This is a genomic window from Imperialibacter sp., from assembly GCF_040222385.1.
GTDB lineage: Bacteria > Bacteroidota > Bacteroidia > Cytophagales > Cyclobacteriaceae > Imperialibacter.
This window is the reverse complement of the sequence record NZ_JAVKDF010000021.1, coordinates 165425-184494: the sequence shown is the minus strand read 5'-3', so window position 1 is coordinate 184494 and position 19070 is coordinate 165425. Positions and strand designations below refer to the sequence as shown.

Genomic DNA, 19070 nt, shown 5'->3' with positions numbered 1-19070 from the left:
ACACACCGATATGGAAATAAGAAAAGCGAAACTGAACGACCTTCAGCATCTCACTCCACTTTTTGATGGCTACCGCCAGTGGTATGGACAGGAGGCTGCCCTTGAAGCAGCGGGGCAATTCCTGGAAGAACGATTACTGAATGGAGAAAGCGTTATTTTCATAGCCTATGTGGAAGGTATAGGTGCAGGGTTTACACAGCTTTATCCGTTGTTTAGCTCAGTCACGATGGAGCGTCTTTGGCTGCTCAACGATTTGTATGTAGACAGCAAATTCCGACGCATGGGCATAGGCGAAGGGCTATTGAAAGCTGCTCAAACCTTCGCCAAAGAGACGGGGGCCAAGGGACTTACACTGGAAACGCAGGAAAGCAACCTGTCGGCACAGCGGCTGTATGATGCCACGGGGTTTAAGAAGGAAGAGGGGTTTTATCATTATTTTTGGAAGGCTTAGCCTGGCCAATGCCACTTAAACTTTACTCATTATGAGCTACTTAGTTTCCGTAAGAAAGGAATTCCTTCGCTACAAAAGCCTGGGCGACAAGGCCATGGCTCAAGTGCCGGACGAAGCACTGCACTGGCGGTACAATGAAGAAAGCAATAGCATTGCTACTACGGTGAAGCATATGTCGGGCAACATGCTTTCCCGCTGGACGAACTTCTTAACTGAAGACGGGGAAAAGGAGTGGCGGCAGCGTGATGCGGAATTCGAAGAGGATAAAGCAACGAAGGCTGACATGCTGGCCAGGTGGGAAGAGGGCTGGGCCTGCCTTTTCGCAGCGCTGGATGCATTGAAGGAGGAAGACCTCAATCGTACTGTATACATCCGGGCCGAGGCACATACGGCGATGGAAGCTATTAACAGGCAGCTGGCGCATTATCCTTATCACATAGGGCAAATCGTGTACCTGGCCAGGATGCAGGCAGCCGGTAAATGGACAAGCCTTTCTATTGCCAAAAATAGATCGGAAGAGTTTAATAGAGAGAAGTTTGCCAGGTAGTGAACCAGTATAGCCTTTTACTCGCCGACCCTTTTCTCCGGAGTTTTTGAAAAAGCCGCCATTTGCCGTACCTTGATATAGCTAACTACCTAATTGCTAAATCGATGAGGAACGTGTTCAGATCAAAGGCAGCGAGGATGATTCTGGTGCCTATAGCGCTTTTTGCTTTTCTGGTTCCATTTGCAAGTTTGCTTGGCTGGAGCCTCTTCTCAGCCGTTTTCTTCTGGTTTATTGTTGTTCCGACACTGGCTTTTGGCATTCCTTGCTGGCTGTGCAACCAGAAAATTCAGTTGGGTGAGTCTTTGGTAGGTCTCATTGTCTTTTATGCCACGATGATTTTTCTGATTCACAAACACTATCAAACAGATCTGTTTCAGGTCATGATGGTGAGCCTGTTGAGTAATCTCGCAGTTTTTGCAATAGTAAAGGTTGTCGAAAGAAAAGCAACTTTCCCCGCTGCATTGGAGTAGGCGCTAACTGATTCATTCACGATTCGTTGTGAGAATACTTTTACTTTAGCATCTCGGGAGCTATTTTAGAAGTATGGAACGCCAAAAGTTGCTCTCGGTTCTGTTCAGCTTTATATTTTGTACTTCCGGGCTTTTTGCCCAGCAAACCGGTGTGGTCGACTATCCAACGCTTGGCATCAGGTTTACTATTCCCGACGGGTGGAAAGGCGCAGAGTCAGGGGAGGTTTTTCTCATGGGTTCGGATACGCAGCCAGGCCTCATCATACTGATGACCCATCAGGAGTCGCAAATTCAAAACCTTAAGACACAAGCGGAAGCCGGCCTGGTAGATGAAGGCATCAGTCTACAGAAAGCAGGAGACTTTGAAAAAGTGGGTTCGGAAGGAATAGGAGCAGAGTTTTCCGGCAATATCCAGGGAACACAGGCCAAAGCCTATATTGCGGCAGTGGTCAATCCGTTTGGGACGGGCGTGACGGTGGTAGCTGCTACTGACGTGCCCAACTATTCTTCTCTTTACAGACAACTGGCAAAGGAAGTTGCCGGAAGTCTGCAGTTTTCTCAGCCCAAAGAGCCTCCGGTCACTGAAGAGTGGCGGCAAACGCTCCAGGGAGCCAAACTCACCTATCTCAACTCCTACTCGAGCTCCGGGTATGACTCCTACGGTGGCTACAGCGATCACGAGGAGATTCTACTATGTGGCAACCGTTTTACGTTTTACAAAAGCAGCAGCATGTCTATCGACACTGGTGGGGCCTATGCCAGCAGTGCGGGCAATAGCAACAATGCCGGAAACTGGACGGTAGCGACAAACGGTGCTGGCGTGCCACTGCTCCGTCTTCAATACGACAACGGAAAGGTGTCGGACTTTGAGCTGGAATACAAAGAAACGAAGACCTACCTGAATGGCTACCGGTACTTTCGCACGTATGACCATGGGGAGTGCAGATAAAGAGCGCCGTCGCAACACACATACCTTCTGTCGTTCGCTATCAACCTTTCGAATATTTGACGGACAAAAATTCTTCAAAGAGATGATATCTGGGTAGATTAGCTTAGTTGATTTATGGTTTTTCAAAAATGCTGTTGCTGTTCCCGGAAGAGTTAGGTCTTTTCCGGGAGCAGACAACTTGCTCGCCTGAGTAGCACTTCTGTGCGGTTTTTGAAATTGTATGGTTTATTTATATTTCCCTTTAAGATACCTACTTATGAACAGACGAAGCACCCTCAAGGGTCTGCTTGCTGCTGGCGGTGCCATTGCAGGCCTTTCTCTTGTGGAATGGAAGTGGCACATTGTGGAGGACGCCCTCCACCCGAGGTTCTACACCCGCAAAGAAGAGGAGCTTTTTAGCTCAATTGCCGATACCATCATCCCAGCCGGTGCCCCTCCTTCAGTACCAGGTGGCCCAACCGAGCCCATAGGGGCGCTCTCGACTGGTACCGACAAATTCCTTATGAAGCTTCTCGAAAAATGCTATGAGAAAGAGGAGCAGGACAAGCTACGGCTTCAGATGGCAGCGCTCGAAAAGTCAGCTGAAGAGACCTATGGGGAATCGTTCGCTGACTGCACACAGCAGCAACGGGTTGAACTGCTGATGGCAAGGGCTCATTCGGAAGTGGAAGAAGAGAAAGCGTTTTTCGACTTTATGAAAGACCAAACAGTTCGGGGCTTTACCACCACTCAGGTAGTAATGACCAACTACAGGGACTATCAGGTAGCGCCTGGTCATTTCTATGGATGCGCCAGCGTTTGATCCTAAAATTCCAAAAAGACAAAAAACCAAAACACAAATAAATCTCAAAAAGCAAAGCACCAATACCAATCCGTTTCGAATTTGACCTTTGGTGCTTAATTGAATTTTGATGCTTGAGATTTGTGATTTAACAAACTGCTATGTTACAAGATTCTAAAGATAAACGTACCTACGATGCCATTGTGATTGGCTCAGGAGCCAGTGGAGGCTGGGCTGCTAAAGAGCTATGTGAAAAAGGACTAAAGACACTGGTGCTCGAAAGAGGCCGTGACGTAAAACACATAAAAGACTATCCCACAGCTTCCAAAGCTCCCTGGGACTTCGAATTTCGTGATAGTGTACCCATCGAGAAGCGAATCGGCTATGGCAATTCACGTTTCCTCAGAGAGTCATCGCTGCCATTTGCGCTGAAGGAGGATGAACAGCCTTTTATCCAGGAAAAGCCTTTCCGTTGGTTCAGGGGGTATCATGTCGGTGGTAAGTCGCTGCTATGGGCCCGCCAAACCCAGCGCTGGAGTGATTACGATTATGAAGGCCCGGCCAGGGACGGCTTTGCGGTGGACTGGCCCATCAGGTACAAAGACGTGGAGGAATGGTATACCTACGTGGAGAAGTTTGCAGGTGTTTCGGGCAATAGGGATGGCCTGGCCGTGCTGCCCGATAGCGAGGTAATGCCGGCTTTCGAGCAAAGCTGCATAGAGCAGTACTTTCAGGAAAGCATTAAGAAAAACTACAGTGACAGGGTGATGATCCAGGGGCGATGTGCTCATCTCACCGATCCTCAGCAAATTCACATAGACCAGGGTCGAGGCAAGTGCCAAAACCAAACCATGTGTAACAGGGGCTGCATTTACGGTGGCTACTTCAGCAGCAATGCTTCCACTATTCCCTGGGCCATGAAAACAGGCAACATGACCATGAGGCCCAATGCCGTGGTGCACTCGGTTATTTATGACGAGGCGAAAGCCAAGGCCACAGGTGTGCGTGTGATCGACGCTGAATCGAAGGACATTATAGAATTTTACGCCCGTATCATCTTTGTGAATGCTTCCACATTAAACAGCAATGCTATTCTGCTGAACTCAACATCGTCGAGGTTTCCGACGGGGCTGGGCAACGACAACGGGCTGATGGGCACACACATTGCCTGGCACAATTACCGGGGCAAGGGCAATGCTGAGTATGAAGGTTTTCAGGACAAGCGTACCGACGGACGGAATCCCGATCACTCCTACATCCCGAGGTTCAGGAACGTGCTCAAACAAGAAACCGACTTCCTTCGTGGTTATGCCATCGGCATTGGTGGTGGCAGAGGCCAGCGCTCCGACACCAGCATGATTGGCGATGAGCTACGTGACAACCTGCTTGATAGGGAATATGGTAACTGGAACATCAGCAGCTGGATGATGGGCGAGACCGTGCCTGTAGAAAGCAATCATGTGCGCCTGAGCACCGACATGAAAGATAAATATGGCATTCCACAGCTCATTGTGTCTTGTGAATGGCAGGAAAACGACGAAAAGATGGTTCTGGACTATCTGGAGCAGCAGCAGGAGATGTTTGAGAAAGCTGGATTTATCAACGTGAGGGTGAATGACAGCCATTCCCTTCCAGGGTCGGATATTCACGAAGTGGGCGGCGTGCGCATGGGAAGAGACCCAAAAACTTCGCTGCTGAATGAGTGGAATCAGCTGCATGAATGCAAGAATGTGTTTGTAACAGACGGCGCCTGCATGACCTCCACTGGTACGCAAAACCCTACGCTTACCTTTATGATGTTGACGGCCAGAGCTGCCAATCATGCAGTAGATGAACTGAACAAACTGAATTTGTAGCAAAGCTGGTAGTGGTGCCCACACCATACTTGTTTACGCTGGATGAGCCAAAGGATTGAGTAGGTCGCATAAATTCTCAATTGCTGGTACGCACTGGCAGGTGGTGGCACCACATCTCAATTAGAAAAAAACTTACAACACACTAAAAGCACACTTGAAATGAAAAAACACCTTATAGCATTCATTATTCTGTTTGTTGCCTGGCAAATGCCGCAGCAAGCCCAGGCGCAAAAGAAAGGCGACCCTTTATACACAGCCCCGCTCGGCGTGCAGGCTTACACGTTTCGCAAGAGCTTCCCTAAAGGCGTGGAGGCTACGCTGGACACCATTGCTTCGCTTGGGTTTACTGAGCTGGAAGGCGGTGCGCCCCAGGGCATGACAGGCGAGCAGTATCGAAAGTTGTGCGAAGCGAGGGGTATTAGCATTCCGGGCACTGGCACTGGGTACGATCAGCTGGTGAAAGACCCACAGGCAGTAGCCGACAACGCCAAAGCACTGGGGGCTGAGTTTGTGATGTGTGCCTGGATACCTCACAAAAGAGGGGAGTTCAATCTTGAGAATGCCCAAAAGGCCGTCGAGGATTTTAATAAGGCCGGTAAGGTGTTGAAAGAGAATGGGCTTACTTTCTGCTATCACGTGCATGGCTATGAATTTCAGCCTTACGGGAAGGGCACATTGATGAACTACCTCATTGAGAATACCAATCCGGAGTATGTGTCTTTCGAAATGGACATTATGTGGACGCATTTTGGCGGGGGCGATCCAGTGAAGCTGCTGAAGAAATACGGCGACCGCTGGAAGCTGCTCCACGTGAAGGACCTGAAAAAAGGCACACCAAAAGACCTGACTGGCGGCACAGGCCCTGAAAATGACGCCATCCTTGGACAGGGGGAGGTAGATATTGTAGGGATACTCAAAGAAGCTAATAAGATCGGGATCAAGCACATGTTCATTGAAGACGAGAGCCCCAATCCAATGTTGCAGGTGCCTCAAAGCATTGCTTATCTGAAGAGCTTGAAGTATTAGGCTTTTTAAATAGATAATTGATTTTAGAAAGAGGTGCGGGTTGCACCTCTTTTTTTGGCCCATCACTGTCTCTCAAGACCACAGCGATTACTGACGTTCTATTTCTTAGCTGCCGTGGTCTTCTTTGCAGGGACGTCTTTCTTAAAGTCTATTCCAGCGATCAGGTTCCCTGTTCTAAACGCTCCTGAAAGGGCTGCCGGAATTTGAGCCTCTGCCAAAATCACCTTTGCACGGGCTTCCTGTATGCGGGCTATCATTTCCTGCTCGTTGGCAACAGCCATGGCCCTGCGCTCTTCCGCTTTCGCTTTGGCAATGCTCAGGTCGGCAGAAGCCTGGTCGATTTGCAGCATGGAACCAATGTTTTGTCCAATATCAATATCCGCAATGTCGATGGAAAGGATTTGGAAGGCTGTGCCAGCGTCAAGACCGTTTTCCAGTACTTGTCTGGATATGCTTTCGGGGTTTTCAAGAATGAACTTATAGCTGGTGGCCATACCAATTCTTGAGATAATTCCCTGTGCTACTCTTGCCTTAATGGTTTCTTCGCCAGCGCCACCCACAAGTTGCTGCAAGTTGCTTCGAACTGTCACACGGGCCACGGCAATCAGCTGGATACCATCCATTGAAACGGCAGTGATGGCCGGTACTAGCACCATATAGGGCGTTACAGATACCTTTACCGCATCCAGCACGTCTCTGCCGGCCAGGTCGATGGCAGTAGCTTGCTTAAAGTCGAGTTTGAGGTTGGCTTTGTCGGCCATGATAAGCGCTTTTATAACAGCCACCAGATTGCCTTTGGCCAGGTAGTGTGTTTCCAGCATTTCGACCGAAATATCAGGAATGCCTGCCTTGGCAGCCAATATCATCGACTTGACGATAAGCCCCGGCGGCACCTTCCGGAATCTCATGAAAACAAGCGTCATCAGATTAACTCTGACACCCGAAAACTGTGCAGTGATCCACAAGCTGATCGGGAAAATGTACAGAAGTAGCCAGAGGCCTACAACGATAACACCGAGGGTAATAAGTAGTTGAACAGGCATTTGAGTTGATAGATGGGGTTGAGCGGTGGCAACTATTAGCCGACTGCCTTTTTAATAAATGATACCCTGAAAGATAGGCATAATTTATTGGCTAGTCCTTCCAGCTACCTTAAATAGTTTGGCACCTACCAGCTAAAAGAAATGTTGAGTACCAAAAAAGAAGCCGGAATGCCTGTTACTGAACAAGAAGGCATCCCGGCTGGGTAATAGAGAGAGGGAGTTGGCTACTTCACAGTGAACTTTGCAGACAGCCCACCTACCGAGCTTCCGCCTACCATTACCTCGAAGTCGCCAGGCTCCACTATCAGGTTCCCGTCATTGTCGTAGAAGCCTAATTCTTCTGCCATAAGAGTAAAACTTATACTACGGCTTTCGCCAGCCTTGAGCATTATTTTCTCGAAACCTTTCAACTCTTTTACCGGACGTGTTACACTGGCAGCCACGTCGTGGAGATAGAGTTGCACCACTTCTTCGCCATCCAAAGCGCCACTGTTGGTTACTTTCACACTGGCCGTTACTTTCTCTTTTCCCTCCATAGTCACAGTGAGATCGGCATAGTCAAAGGTGGTGTAGCTCAAACCATGGCCGAATGGGTAAAGCGGATCATTGGCTTCATCGGAATAATGCGACCAGAATACGATGCCATTACCGGCGTCGTTGGGACGGCCAGTGCTTTTGTGGTTGTAATAAATAGGCATCTGTCCTACGCTGCGGGGGAATGACATGGGCAATTTTCCGCTGGGGTTGTAGTCGCCATAAAGCACCTGAGCGATGGCATTGCCGCTTTGGCTGCCCAGGTGCCATGCCTGTACAAGTGAGGGCACTAACTTCGATTCTCTGCTGAGGTCGAGAGGGCGGCCGCTCATGGAAACGAGCACTACGTTCTTATTTGCTTTTACAACCGCTTCCAGTAGCTCGGTTTGTACGCCAGGCAGGGTAATGTCTGTCCGGCTGCGGCCTTCACCTGTTTGAAAGCCATTTTCGCCTAGTACGATAATCACCACGTCGGCAGTTTTGGCTGCCTGCACTGCGGCCGGAAATCCACTTTTGTCTGTCTCGTTGATTTTGACCTCTAGTAGAAAGGTGGCTGGCTCGGTCACCAGGTCTGCGCCTTTGCTGTAGTTGTACTGGTTGCCGGCATATTGCTGCAGGCCTTCCAGCACCGACACAGCGGTGTTGGCATCGGCACCACCTCTCCAGCTACCAATAGGGCTGTCTTTATCGGTTGCCAGTGCCCCAATCACGGCGATTTTTTGACCAGTCTTTTTCAGGGGCAGCAGGTTGCTTTCATTTTTGAGCATCACGATGGACTTTTTAGCCATGTCGAGCACGCCGGCCACATGGTCGGGGTGGCCCGTCAGGTCTTTTTCTCTTTGCTCATCGCAATACAGGTAAGGATTGTCGAACAGTCCCAATTCAAATTTCACTTTCAATATCCTCCGTGCCGCATCGTTGATCCGTGCCGCATCTACTTTGCCGGCATCAACCAACCCTTTCAATTCTTTAACATACAGGTACGACTCCATGTCCATGTCGGATCCGGCCGTGACAGCCAGCCTGGCTGCTTCAGTGCCATTGGCGGCGTAGCCGTGAACAATCATTTCGCCAATCGAGCCCCAGTCCGACACGATGAACCCGTCGAAGCCCCATTTGCCTTTCAGGATGTCACGCTGGAGCAGGCTGTTGCCTGTGGCAGGAATGCCGTTAAGCACGTTGAACGCATTCATGAAGGTGCGTGCGCCCGCATCAGAAGCCGCTTTGAATGGTGGCAGCACCATGTTGTAAAGTGTGGAAGTGCCAATATCAACGGTGTTGTAGTCACGGCCGCTTTCTGAAAAACCGTAGCCGGCAAAGTGCTTAACGCACGCCGCTATCGTGAGCGGATCGGCCAGGTCATTGCCCTGGAAACCATTGACACGTGCCACCGCTATTTTGCTCCCCAGGTAGGGGTCTTCACCAGCGCCCTCCATCACCCTACCCCAACGGGCATCTCTGCCGACGTCCACCATCGGTGCGAAAGTCCAGTTAATACCAGCCGCCGCTGCCTCTACGGCACCAATATGGGCCGCTTTTTCGATGGCCGCTAAGTCCCAGCTCGCAGCCTCAGCCAGTGGTATGGGGCTCATGGTTTTGTAGCCGTGAATCATGTCGAAGCCGATGATGAGTGGAATGCCCAGCCGGGTTTCTTCCACCGCAATCTTCTGCACTTTCCTCACTTCAGCCACGCCCCGCACGTTCAGCATAGATCCGACGAGGCCTTTTCTGAGGTTGTCGTATTTCATGGCGGCGTCACCATCTGCGGGCACAGGGCCTGTTACGTCCCAAAAGCCATTGTACTGGTTCATTTGCCCTATTTTCTCTTCCAGGGTCATTAGCGCCATCAGGCTGTCGACTCGCTGGTCTACTGCGCTGGAAGGTTTTGACGAAGAGGTGGAGGAATTGTCAGGTTGGTTGCAGGCCACCATCGCCGTTGCGACAATGACCATGAGTATTATCGTTCTCATAGGAGTGTGTTTTGGAAACAACTTCAATTCAAGCCCTTCATGGGCCTGTTGGTTGATCCAAGGTACACTTCAGCAGGCTAAACGAGTTGTGCTGATGTCAGCTAAAGAACTGATCTTCATCAGCTATTGGGAGCTGCAATTCACCTCATTTCCTCAATGGGCCTACTGGCTTTTGAATGCGAGATCAGCACAGCATAGTCAACAAAGTCGGTAGTAGATTTTCCTTTTACCGCTTCTCCATTGGAAGGTTCGTCCTTCATCACCACTTCTATCAAATCGGGCTCTCCGTTGGCATAGGGAGTGTTGGTGTCGTTGAGCCTGAAAAAGGTAATGTCCGAGACTTTCGTTTTTTTGAGGTTATCGATGCCCAAAAAGTATTCCTTTTTGTAGTCGCCAATACCAAAGCCGCCTTCTGTGGTGTGGCTTTTATACTTGTTGTTATCGTCATACACCACATCCCAAAGCACACGGCTTTTGGTAAGGTAGCCGATTACTGAAATGACTTCTTCCCTTGGGTAAATGCCGTTTTCGATGAGCATGGTGAAAAAGGAAGCACTGCCGTCTTCCCTTTCTTTCTCCAGGTGAAAGAATCCAAAACGGAGGAATTGCGGCTTGTTTTCGAAATCATACAAAGTGCTTAGTCCGACATAGTTGTTGTAGATCGTTTCCTCCCGCTTCGATGAAAAGACCTCAAAAGTCACCTTCAGGTTGCTGATCAGGTGGTCAAATATGAATTGATCACTGATGCTGTTGGCAAAACCAGCCTGGTCTGCTTCGTAAGCTGAAACAAACCCCCTCATAACTCCTTTCGAGTAGCTGTCATAGTAGGGAGAATAGTCGGTGGTGTCAGCCGCAACCATGTCTGCTATCTGATCCACTGCCGGACTTTCTACAGCCTTCCGGTCAATGAGGTGGAGGAGTAGCTTGCAGGTGTATTTGTAGGTCACTAGCAAATCGACGCCAACTACTGTTAGCTTGTCTTTGGCAGGCAACTGGTCGTTGAGTTGCTTAAGTGCTTTCCACTTGTTGTAAGTTTCCACCGTTTTGTCCTGTGGCACCCGCACGCCGTAATGACTAACCAAATCCTTGAGCAAAACGGTGTCTCCGGAGGTGAGGTAGCTGTTGAAATAGTGCGCAATGGCGAAGTCGGTTTCAGGCAGGTAGTAGCTAATAGCTCCGGTGCTCGTCAGTGATTCAAGAAGGCTTAATTCAGCTATTTCTGTCTTTGCACTTCCGTGGTAAGCACCAAAGCCAATGATGTTGAAGTCGCTTTGTGGGAAATTGACCTCGTTGGTCATTAGGTCAAACCGATTTTCTTTCAGGTAATCTTTTTTTGACTGGGCCGATAGTTGGAGGGTAAAAAGGAGGGTAATAACTGTGAGCGTTTTGGTCATTCGATCTGTTTTTTGTCTAAAGACCAGTGGTTGCTTTTAGCGATGCATTCAGGATGTGAAATAACAGAAAGATTTTACGGCCTATGACTTTCAACCGTCACGGCGACGAAAAACCAGTTGTGGCCAGGTAACTTCACACCTGGTAATGACTAGGGCAGCATCTTCACGCCCATCTTACGTCGTAATTTCTACCAAATTGCCATCAGGGTCGGCTACCACACTTTCGTAATACCCATCGCCAGTGGTGCGGGGCTCGCCAATGATTTCGAAGCCGTCGGTTCTCAGTTGTTCAGTGAGTTGATCCACCTTTTCCTTCGACCCCACACTCATGGCCCAGTGTATCAAACCTTTTCGGTAGGCATCTCCGGGGTGTTGCTCCACCTCCGGCCTCGCCATGATCTCGAGCCGGGCACCTGAGTCAAAACTGAGGAAATAGGAAGTGAATTGCTTGGTGGGATTGTGGTATTTTTCTCCGGCCGTCGCACCAAAATAGGTAGCGTAAAAGTCTTTCAGAGCCTCAAGCTTTGTTGTCCACAGGGCGATGTGTTCTATTTTCATAAAAGAATGGTTTTGCCTTTCAACGAAGCAAGCGAGAAGAGGTTATCAAAATATTTATTCAGGCCATAAAACGATATTTTTATCAATGTAAACTGTTGTCATTCCTCGGCAGTTTTGATTCCAGCACTTTCACTAAGTCTTGTACCAAAGCTGGATGATCATGCGCTATATTTTTAGTTTCACCCTCATCTTGTGTGTGATCATAGAGCTCCACAAAACCATCGTTGTGCAGTGTGAGCCGATGGGTCTTGGTTCTTAAGGTAGAAGCGCTGTTAAAATAACCCACTGCATCGTGCCCTTCACTCTCCGGGTTTTCGAGCAGGGGTTGCAGGGATACTCCCTGCGCAAATGGAGGAGTGTTAATGCCCGTTAATTCACACAAGGTGGGGAAGATGTCGAGGGTTTCGACTATGGCCTGGGTGGAGGTATTTGTATTTTTCATGCCCGGATAGTGGACGATCAAAGGCGAGCGCAGCGACTCCTCGAACAAGCTGTGCTTGCCCCAAATGGCATGCTCGCCCAGGTGCCAGCCATGGTCGCCCCACAGTACAACGATGGTGTTTTTGTCGGCACCAGTGCGTTTCAGTTCATCCATTATTTTACCCACTTGCGCATCGGCATAACTCACGCAGGCCGCATAGTGCCGACGCACTTCCTCCGCAAAGGCAGCGTCCTCATTGGGGTTTTTCCCCCACAGGTTGTACTGATTGAATTCACCGGAAGCATGCCAGGTGGTTTGTCCTTCTGGTTTTTCAGGGTGGACAATGGGTGGTAAAGCAACGCCTTCGTACTGATCGTAATAGGCCTTTGGGGCACCAAAGGGCAGGTGGGGCTTGATGATGCCCACGGCCAGAAAGAAGGGCTTTTGGTTATCGGCCGAAAGTGCCCTCAGTTGCTTCAATGCCTCATTGGCAATGGCGGCGTCCGGATAGCTGGCATCGTCCCCTTCTGCCGACTGAAAAACATCCATGTCGCCCGACTTCACTCGGATTTCTCCATGGGCGAGGCCATGCATGGCCCCACGGGGGTGCTCCCATTCCGCCACGGGCATCAGGTGCTGGTTCCAGGCCCGAGGCATTTCAATGACGGTGGAATCGTTCCAGTCGTTGCCGCCCCTGCCACCCGGGTGGTGGGATACTTTCCCCACCGACACGGTGGTGTAGCCGTGGGTTTTGAACCATTCAGGCATACTGGGATCCACTGCCTCGTTGGCTTGTTTGATTTTTTCGGCCCGAAGGAAAAGTGCATTGTTGCCGGCTGGGCCATATTTTCCAGTGAGCAAAGTATAGCGGGAGGGGCCACAGCTAGGGGCATTCACATAATGTCTTTGAAACGATACGCCCGACCTGGCCAGCTCGTCGATATGGGGCGAGCTAATATAGGAGGCACCGAAGCTTTTTAGCTCCGGCCGCAGGTCGTCGACGCAGATGAGAAGGACATTGAAGGGCTGGTCACTGGCTTGTTGCATGCACCCCGACAGGGCAAAGCAACAAAAGAGGGCCCAGGTAAATAATTTGGCAACTATCTTATTCATTTTCGTAGTTAGTCATGCTGCAGACCTTTTTCAATCTTTTTAGCCTGGTGGTTTCTCCTGGAAAAAGAAGAGACCAAAAAGGAAGGAAAAATTGACCGATCAATACATAGAAAGGTAACAGTTTCGGCAGACAAGTGCAGCAAAAACTTCAGCGATGGGCGTTGAAGCTTCATCGGGAGTTCATTGAGGCTTCAATGGAGAGCCGAAGAGAAACTGTATTTGAACCGTTTCTTTGAGGTTTTTCGACAGAGTTGCAGGGGTTCGTGTTTTGGGGCAATGGCTGCGTTTGACAATTGAATTCGGCTATTGACCATATACCGCTTATTACTATTTTTAAAGCAAGCCTCAAAATAGCCCATTAAACTCTTTCAAAATAGCCTATCTGTTGGCAGCGTATGCTCCTTGCTTGTGAGAGTACCCAGGTAACTGTAATTCCGCTTACTGTGTTTCACCTAAGAGGCACTCGTTATTTATTTTTTAAATAAATATGCCTGATGTTTTTCTCGCCTGATTCTCTTGCTTCGATGATGAAGGCGTTGGTGCTTTTGATAAGGGGAGATAGCTTTGAAAACCCATAATTTCTGGGATCAAAATCTGTTTTCTTTTTGATTAAGTAACTTCCCAGTGACCCCAGGAAGGCCCAGCCATCATCGTCAGAAATCTCGTCAACACTTTCTTTGATCACCTTTATCAACTCTTTATCAATGTTGCTTACAGAAGAGGGTTTAGCTTTTGCTTGAGTCTTTTGATTGGGCTTTTCATGTGATTCGGCTTCCTGCTCTTTTCTCAATATCTCTATGTAAATGAATTTGTCGCAAGCCGTGATGAATGGCCGGGGCGTTTTCTTCTCACCAATCCCGATGACGAACATGCCGGCTTCCCGCAAACGTGTGGCGAGCCTAGTGAAGTCGCTGTCGCTGGACACGATGCAAAACCCATTGACTTTTTGAGAGTAAAGCAAATCCATGGCATCGATGATCAGGGCACTATCACTCGAATTTTTGCCCTGGGTATAGCTGTATTGCTGGATGGGAGTGATGGCATTCTCCAGCAAGACATTTTTCCAACCCGATACCGTGGGTTTTGTCCAGTCGGCATAAATACGCTTGATAGTGGGGTTGCCGTATTTGGCTATTTCGTCGAGCATTTCTTTGATGTGCGCATAAGGTACATTGTCTGCGTCAATGAGTACTGCCAGTTTGTCGTCCTTCATAGTGGGTTTGTTTTTAGTAATCGCCAAGGGTGCTAATTCCCGAAGGCGAGCTGCCGCTGTTGCATATGAATAGTTCTTACGCCCTTACAGTATAGCATCAGGGGGGAAGATACCAAATTTTCTTGGCGGTGGTTCATCAGCGGATCAAGCGAGGCATACGCCTAATAGCAAGTAGAACCAAAAGAGATTGGTGGGCGGTATTTTACACTTTCTGCACATTTTACTGGCTTCCTTTTTTAGTGTTTACCAAGTCTACCTCGTCAAAGAAGATATCGCCATTGGGTACGTCAAAGTGCAGGCCGGTTACTTTCATGTTGTTGTCGATTTTGAACTGGAGTGTCCCGAAGTCAAACCAGGCTTGTGGCTCCCGCCATTTGATCTCCCAGGTGTCGTAGTGCCAGTGCACCAGGTCGGCAGTTAAACCCGGGTTGTCCTCCATATAAAACCAGAGTTTATCACCCTGCTTAACCACCACCACATTGCCGTGCATACCAGCCCAGTAGGTGCCTGCATATTTTTCAAGTGAGAGGCTGGGTTTGGTGCCGCTCACCCGGGCTTGTCTTCTTTTGGCTACGTCATCAAAATGGCTTTTGTTGTTGTCGTTCCGGGCCAGGGCTTCAACGGAGAAGTCCTTTGTTTCTTCTTTGATATATTGGTTGATGATGTAGTAGCTCAGTGGAGAAGCGATGCCTTTCATGCTGTTGGTGAGCACCACCACACCCAGGTTTTCATCGGGCACCATCATCACGTAAGAGTACATGCCGTCGTAGCCGCCGCTATGAGTTACCAATTGCCGACCGTAATAGTCACTCACACCGTAGCCAAGGCCATAGCCCGAAAAGTGCCTGCCCGGCGTGGCTGCTCTGGCCTGCTCTGAAACAACGAAGTTGTTGTGCGGAGTCCACAGCCTGTTTTGTTGCTCTTTGGCTATGATGGTTTGCTGATTCATTTTGCCCCCATTTAAGTTCATAATTACCCATTTGGCCATGTCGTCGGCGCTGGAAATGATGCCACCGGCTGCGCCCATATTGTCCCAGTTTACCCAGGGAATAGGTTCGTTGTTCCCCATGGCATCCGGTTTATGTGGGGAGGCGTAGTTGCCTTTGGCATCTAAATCATTGGTGGATGTTACGGTACGGCTCATACCCAATAGTGCAATGATTTGCTTCCTTACATACTCATCCCATGGTAGACCCGAAGCGCTTCTGATGACCTCGCCAGCTGCGATGAACATGAGGTTGGAGTAGCCGTATCCGTTGCGGAACTCATAGGCCTGTGGGACATATTTCACCTTTTTGACCACATCTTCGGCGGATAAATTGGCCTTGTACCACATCAGGTCACCGCTGAATGTGCCGAGGCCAAGTCGATGGCAAAGCAGGTCTTCTACTGTAGCATGCCGGGTGGTGTAGTCGTCGTACAATTCAAAGTAGGGGAGGTGGTCAATCACTTTATCATCCCAATTGAGCTTGCCTTCGGCAACCAGTTGCCCGATGGCCGTTGCCACAAATGCTTTGGTATTGGAGGCAATGGCGAAAAGTGTTTCGTTATCTACCGCTTCGGTACCTCCGGCTTCCTTTACTCCGTAACCTTTCGAAAGCACGACCTTTCCATCCTTCACAATGGACACGGCAATGCCGGGTACGTTCCATTCTTTTTGTGCTTTGGCGATGTACTTATCAAGGTCAGAAACCTTCGGCTGTGCTTTCGCAACAGAGAATGAGAAGACGAGGAGCAGGAAGAGGTATTTTAATTTCATAGCAACGAGCATTGGTTGTTATGAAATTAAGCAAAAGTTTTAAGACTCGAGGAGGATGGATATGGGGATCGGTGCGATTTAGCTGTTCATGCTTAAGCTATCTCAAAAACTTATCAATGATCTCCGCCGGGAAGATGCCTACCGGGCCTTGATAGATGCCAGCGTTCCCTCCAATGTCAGTGACCTCCACCGAAATGACGTTCTCGCCTTCCCAGTTGATAAACTCTGGTGGGATGGGGTAGTCCCGGTAGGTTTCCCATGAATGCGATTGCCCCAATGGCCTGCCGTCATTTGTTGCGCCAACCAGCTTTCCATTCAAATATACTTTATCGAAGTCGTCGATTTTACCAAGCAGCAGCACAAGTGGCTTTCCCTTCAGCTTAGCATCCATTCTGAAGTGCTTGCGGTAGTAGAAGGTGCTTTCCCAGTGTTTTTTGCCTTTGGTGTGCAGGAAGCCAGGTACCATAATTACACCCCACTTTTCATCATTGAAATTAGCCAGCTTCCATTGCGACTCGTAGCCTTCTGCAAACTTCCACACTCCTTCCAGCATCATGCCCTGATCGAGTGGACTCCAGGACGCAAAAAGGCCTATGTCGCCACCCACGATGCCGCCACTATGGATGGTGTCAAATATCCGTACCGAAATGACGTTGTCTCCTTTGAGGTTTAAAAACTCTGATGGAATGTAATACCACCGTTTGGCATTATAGGCGGTGCTGAAGTGAGGGGGAAAGCTCCCGAAAAAGCCGACAAGATGGCCATTGACATATACCTGATCTACATCGTCGATATAACCTAGGTTGAGGTAAATATTGTTGAACTTGGCTACTTCGCTGCCATCGAATTTCTTTCTATACCAGGCGTAGCCATCATAGCCGTTAAAGCCTTCCGACTCCCATTCTGACGGCGCATAGATAGTTTCCCATTGACTATCATCGTACCTGGACTTGGCCCAGTCCATATTGTCGCCAATATGAAACTTCCAGCTACCTCTCAGCGACACCACTTTTTGCATGTTTCTTCCTTGTGAAAAAACTGAAGCAGAAAATAGCAGAAGGCAAATAGTAGAAATGTATCTAGCGCTATGCATCAGGTGATCTGTTTACGGTTCACGAACATACCAGATGTTCATTTTTCTCACCCAGGACGAGCAATATCTATGCGTTTTTCTTTTTTTCAAAGAAATTGACCCTGGCTTTCAATGGATTGTTGTAAAACTTTGTCATTTAAAAAATCCCGCTTGAGACTAGCGGGACTTTCTCCAAACAACTATTAAACTAAATTTTTAGAAAATGCTACATCGATACCCGCTTGGAGCTGTTGCTGGAAGAGACTTCGAAAGTAAAGCCTTTGGAGCTGATGCCTGAAAGGTCGAATACTTTGCTGAAACCCTTGTTGAAAGTGATACTTTCGCTATGAACCAGCTCACCGGTTTGGTCAAATATGCCTATAGTGGCACCATTGCTCTTCGGGTCTTTATACACCAACTGGTATTTACTACCACCTAGCTGGTTAACGCCCATCTCTTCAAGCTCCTGCACCCTGGCCATGAGAGTAAATTCACCATCTTTGTCGGACACCACTACCTGGTAGGTGCCAGGGCCGAGATCTGTCATATTGTATGGGCGCTTAAAGCCCCTTTTGTTGTCTATGCGATCCACTCGGAGTACATGCCCCTCTTCGTCCATTATTTTTACTTTGACCATGCCGGGAGTGGCGTCGGCGTAAATCAGGTTGTACCTGCCCTCAACTTGTGAAGGAATAAGAGCGGCTTTGGATGACTTGTCACCATTGCCTTCTGCCAATGTGGCTGTGCTCATAGCTGCTACGAGCATTGCGCTTAAAATGATAGTTCTTTTCATGAGTTTCTGAATTTAATTGACTTGTTGTTGAATTAGTTATACATAGATACGGGCAACCCGGGGCGGGTTTGTCATAGGTCAGTCAAGGGGTGTCACGAAATGTCATAAAGTTGTTGAGAGATGTAAAAAGGGGGGGAGGAGAGTCGGAGGAACGGAGACGGAAGACAGAAGACCGGAGCTGTCGTCGGGACGGCTGTGGCGCTTACTGAGGCTCGTTGCCGACCCGACGCCTACCTTAAAGCATGGTGCGTTCTAGCCCTGAAAGGGCGACATACCTAAAGGATGGCGGTGAAGCCTCATCCTGATCCTGGCGGACGCCAGAAGAATTAGCCTCACAAGCTGACGCTTGCGATAAGAGTGGAGCTAACGCTCTTACTTACTTTTTACCCTTTACTACTTACTGAATTACTCTTCAATCAATAATCATCTTATACCCTATGCCGTGCACTGTCAGGATAATCTTTGGTTCGTTAGGGTTGTTTTCTACTTTCTGGCGGAGCTTCAGTATGAAATTATCGACGGTCCGGGTGGTGGGCTGTGCCTCGTAACCCCACACATCTTCCAGTAGCTTATAGCGGCTTACAATGTCGTTTTTGTTGACCAGAAGAAACTTCAGGATATCAAACTCTTTGTGCGATAGCTTTACCTGCTCGCTCTCCTCGTGGGCCAGGTAGTGCTTAAAGTCGATAGTTAGCCTGCCAATGGTGGCTTTCTCAATAGTATCCACATTTCCAGTTGCTCCTGAGCCTCCCTGCCCATCGGTTCTTCTGAGTATGGCCTTTATCCTGGCAATGAGCTCCCTCAGACTGAACGGCTTCGTCATATAATCGTCGGCGCCTATCTCAAGCCCTACTACTTTGTCGATTTCCTCTCCTTTGGCCGTGAGGAAGATGATCGGCGTTTTGATGCCAAGCTTCCTTGTCTGTCGGCATACATCAAACCCCGACATTTTGGGCATCATCGCATCGAGCACAATCAGGTCGTACGAAGCCTGCTGAATCTTCTGCAAGCCTTTTTCGCCATCTTCAGCCAGCTCCACAGCGTAGCCTTCAAATTCGAGGTTGTCTTTTAACCCCATTCGCATGTGCAGCTCATCTTCTACTATCAATATCTTGGCCAT

The 19070-nt window shown here is 49.0% G+C and carries 17 protein-coding genes; 7 read left to right on the top strand and 10 right to left on the bottom strand.

What is annotated here, in order from left to right; translation table 11 throughout:
* Positions 1-10: 10 nt before the first annotated feature.
* The 7 genes from RIG68_RS07030 to RIG68_RS07000 all read left to right on the top strand — a co-directional run bounded on the left by RIG68_RS07030 (position 11) and on the right by RIG68_RS07000 (position 6080).
* On the top strand, positions 11-451 hold the full coding sequence (locus RIG68_RS07030; protein WP_350120345.1) for a GNAT family N-acetyltransferase: 441 nt from the start codon (positions 11-13) through the stop codon (positions 449-451).
* A 31-nt stretch (positions 452-482) separates the two neighbouring features.
* On the top strand, positions 483-998 hold the full coding sequence (locus RIG68_RS07025; protein WP_350120342.1) for a DUF1572 family protein: 516 nt from the start codon (positions 483-485) through the stop codon (positions 996-998).
* 104 nt (positions 999-1102) lie between these two features.
* A complete protein-coding gene (locus RIG68_RS07020) occupies positions 1103-1468 on the top strand; it encodes a hypothetical protein (protein ID WP_350120339.1) in 366 nt (121 codons plus the stop codon).
* 73 nt (positions 1469-1541) lie between these two features.
* Positions 1542-2417 (top strand): hypothetical protein, encoded by an 876-nt coding sequence (locus RIG68_RS07015; protein WP_350120336.1) that lies wholly within the window; start codon positions 1542-1544, stop codon positions 2415-2417.
* A 256-nt stretch (positions 2418-2673) separates the two neighbouring features.
* Complete coding sequence (locus RIG68_RS07010; protein WP_350120334.1) at positions 2674-3219, top strand: gluconate 2-dehydrogenase subunit 3 family protein; 546 nt, start codon at positions 2674-2676, stop codon at positions 3217-3219.
* A 140-nt stretch (positions 3220-3359) separates the two neighbouring features.
* Positions 3360-5054: a GMC oxidoreductase gene (locus RIG68_RS07005; RefSeq protein WP_350120331.1), complete on the top strand. Its 1695-nt coding sequence runs from the start codon at positions 3360-3362 to the stop codon at positions 5052-5054.
* A 159-nt stretch (positions 5055-5213) separates the two neighbouring features.
* Positions 5214-6080 (top strand): sugar phosphate isomerase/epimerase family protein, encoded by an 867-nt coding sequence (locus tag RIG68_RS07000; protein WP_350120328.1) that lies wholly within the window; start codon positions 5214-5216, stop codon positions 6078-6080.
* A gap of 98 nt (positions 6081-6178) precedes the next feature.
* Here RIG68_RS07000 and floA read toward each other — a convergent pair whose 3' ends face one another.
* The 10 genes from floA to RIG68_RS06950 all read right to left on the bottom strand — a co-directional run bounded on the left by floA (position 6179) and on the right by RIG68_RS06950 (position 19070).
* Entirely contained in the window at positions 6179-7123 is a 945-nt protein-coding gene (gene floA, locus RIG68_RS06995; RefSeq protein WP_350120325.1) for a flotillin-like protein FloA, read from the bottom strand.
* A 224-nt stretch (positions 7124-7347) separates the two neighbouring features.
* The gene (gene bglX, locus RIG68_RS06990; protein ID WP_350120322.1) at positions 7348-9627 is read right to left on the bottom strand and encodes a beta-glucosidase BglX; all 2280 of its coding nucleotides are present in this window, start codon (positions 9625-9627) and stop codon (positions 7348-7350) included.
* Between the two features lie 140 nt (positions 9628-9767).
* Positions 9768-11021, bottom strand: a complete 1254-nt coding sequence (locus tag RIG68_RS06985; RefSeq protein ID WP_350120319.1) for a hypothetical protein — start codon at positions 11019-11021, stop codon at positions 9768-9770.
* Positions 11022-11195: 174 nt separating this feature from the next.
* Positions 11196-11579 carry a VOC family protein gene (locus RIG68_RS06980; protein ID WP_350074744.1) on the bottom strand — a complete coding sequence of 128 codons (384 nt, stop codon included), beginning with the start codon at positions 11577-11579 and terminating at the stop codon, positions 11196-11198.
* Positions 11580-11661: 82 nt separating this feature from the next.
* A complete protein-coding gene (locus RIG68_RS06975) occupies positions 11662-13113 on the bottom strand; it encodes a sulfatase (RefSeq protein ID WP_350120316.1) in 1452 nt (483 codons plus the stop codon).
* Positions 13114-13579: 466 nt separating this feature from the next.
* Complete coding sequence (locus tag RIG68_RS06970) at positions 13580-14326, bottom strand: NYN domain-containing protein (protein WP_350120313.1); 747 nt, start codon at positions 14324-14326, stop codon at positions 13580-13582.
* A gap of 220 nt (positions 14327-14546) precedes the next feature.
* Positions 14547-16085: a serine hydrolase gene (locus RIG68_RS06965; protein WP_350120310.1), complete on the bottom strand. Its 1539-nt coding sequence runs from the start codon at positions 16083-16085 to the stop codon at positions 14547-14549.
* 97 nt (positions 16086-16182) lie between these two features.
* Positions 16183-17178 (bottom strand): beta galactosidase jelly roll domain-containing protein, encoded by a 996-nt coding sequence (locus RIG68_RS06960; RefSeq protein ID WP_350120307.1) that lies wholly within the window; start codon positions 17176-17178, stop codon positions 16183-16185.
* Between the two features lie 205 nt (positions 17179-17383).
* Complete coding sequence (locus RIG68_RS06955) at positions 17384-17950, bottom strand: hypothetical protein (RefSeq protein ID WP_350120304.1); 567 nt, start codon at positions 17948-17950, stop codon at positions 17384-17386.
* Between the two features lie 412 nt (positions 17951-18362).
* Positions 18363-19070, bottom strand: coding sequence for a response regulator transcription factor (locus RIG68_RS06950; RefSeq protein ID WP_350120302.1), 708 nt, complete (start codon positions 19068-19070; stop codon positions 18363-18365).

Bases quoted from the DNA above. Each gene is read 5' to 3' on its own strand.
- RIG68_RS06950 (WP_350120302.1), bottom strand. From the start codon at position 19,070: ATGGCCAAGATATTGATAGTAGAAGATGAGCTGCACATGCGAATGGGG.
- RIG68_RS06955 (WP_350120304.1), bottom strand. From the start codon at position 17,950: ATGAAAAGAACTATCATTTTAAGCGCAATGCTCGTAGCAGCTATGAGC.
- floA (WP_350120325.1), bottom strand. From the start codon at position 7,123: ATGCCTGTTCAACTACTTATTACCCTCGGTGTTATCGTTGTAGGCCTC.
- RIG68_RS07020 (WP_350120339.1), top strand. From the start codon at position 1,103: ATGAGGAACGTGTTCAGATCAAAGGCAGCGAGGATGATTCTGGTGCCT.
- RIG68_RS06975 (WP_350120316.1), bottom strand. From the start codon at position 13,113: ATGAATAAGATAGTTGCCAAATTATTTACCTGGGCCCTCTTTTGTTGC.
- RIG68_RS06980 (WP_350074744.1), bottom strand. From the start codon at position 11,579: ATGAAAATAGAACACATCGCCCTGTGGACAACAAAGCTTGAGGCTCTG.
- bglX (WP_350120322.1), bottom strand. From the start codon at position 9,627: ATGAGAACGATAATACTCATGGTCATTGTCGCAACGGCGATGGTGGCC.
- RIG68_RS07015 (WP_350120336.1), top strand. From the start codon at position 1,542: ATGGAACGCCAAAAGTTGCTCTCGGTTCTGTTCAGCTTTATATTTTGT.
- RIG68_RS07010 (WP_350120334.1), top strand. From the start codon at position 2,674: ATGAACAGACGAAGCACCCTCAAGGGTCTGCTTGCTGCTGGCGGTGCC.
- RIG68_RS06985 (WP_350120319.1), bottom strand. From the start codon at position 11,021: ATGACCAAAACGCTCACAGTTATTACCCTCCTTTTTACCCTCCAACTA.
- RIG68_RS07005 (WP_350120331.1), top strand. From the start codon at position 3,360: ATGTTACAAGATTCTAAAGATAAACGTACCTACGATGCCATTGTGATT.
- RIG68_RS06970 (WP_350120313.1), bottom strand. From the start codon at position 14,326: ATGAAGGACGACAAACTGGCAGTACTCATTGACGCAGACAATGTACCT.
- RIG68_RS06960 (WP_350120307.1), bottom strand. From the start codon at position 17,178: ATGCATAGCGCTAGATACATTTCTACTATTTGCCTTCTGCTATTTTCT.
- RIG68_RS07025 (WP_350120342.1), top strand. From the start codon at position 483: ATGAGCTACTTAGTTTCCGTAAGAAAGGAATTCCTTCGCTACAAAAGC.
- RIG68_RS06965 (WP_350120310.1), bottom strand. From the start codon at position 16,085: ATGAAATTAAAATACCTCTTCCTGCTCCTCGTCTTCTCATTCTCTGTT.
- RIG68_RS07030 (WP_350120345.1), top strand. From the start codon at position 11: ATGGAAATAAGAAAAGCGAAACTGAACGACCTTCAGCATCTCACTCCA.
- RIG68_RS07000 (WP_350120328.1), top strand. From the start codon at position 5,214: ATGAAAAAACACCTTATAGCATTCATTATTCTGTTTGTTGCCTGGCAA.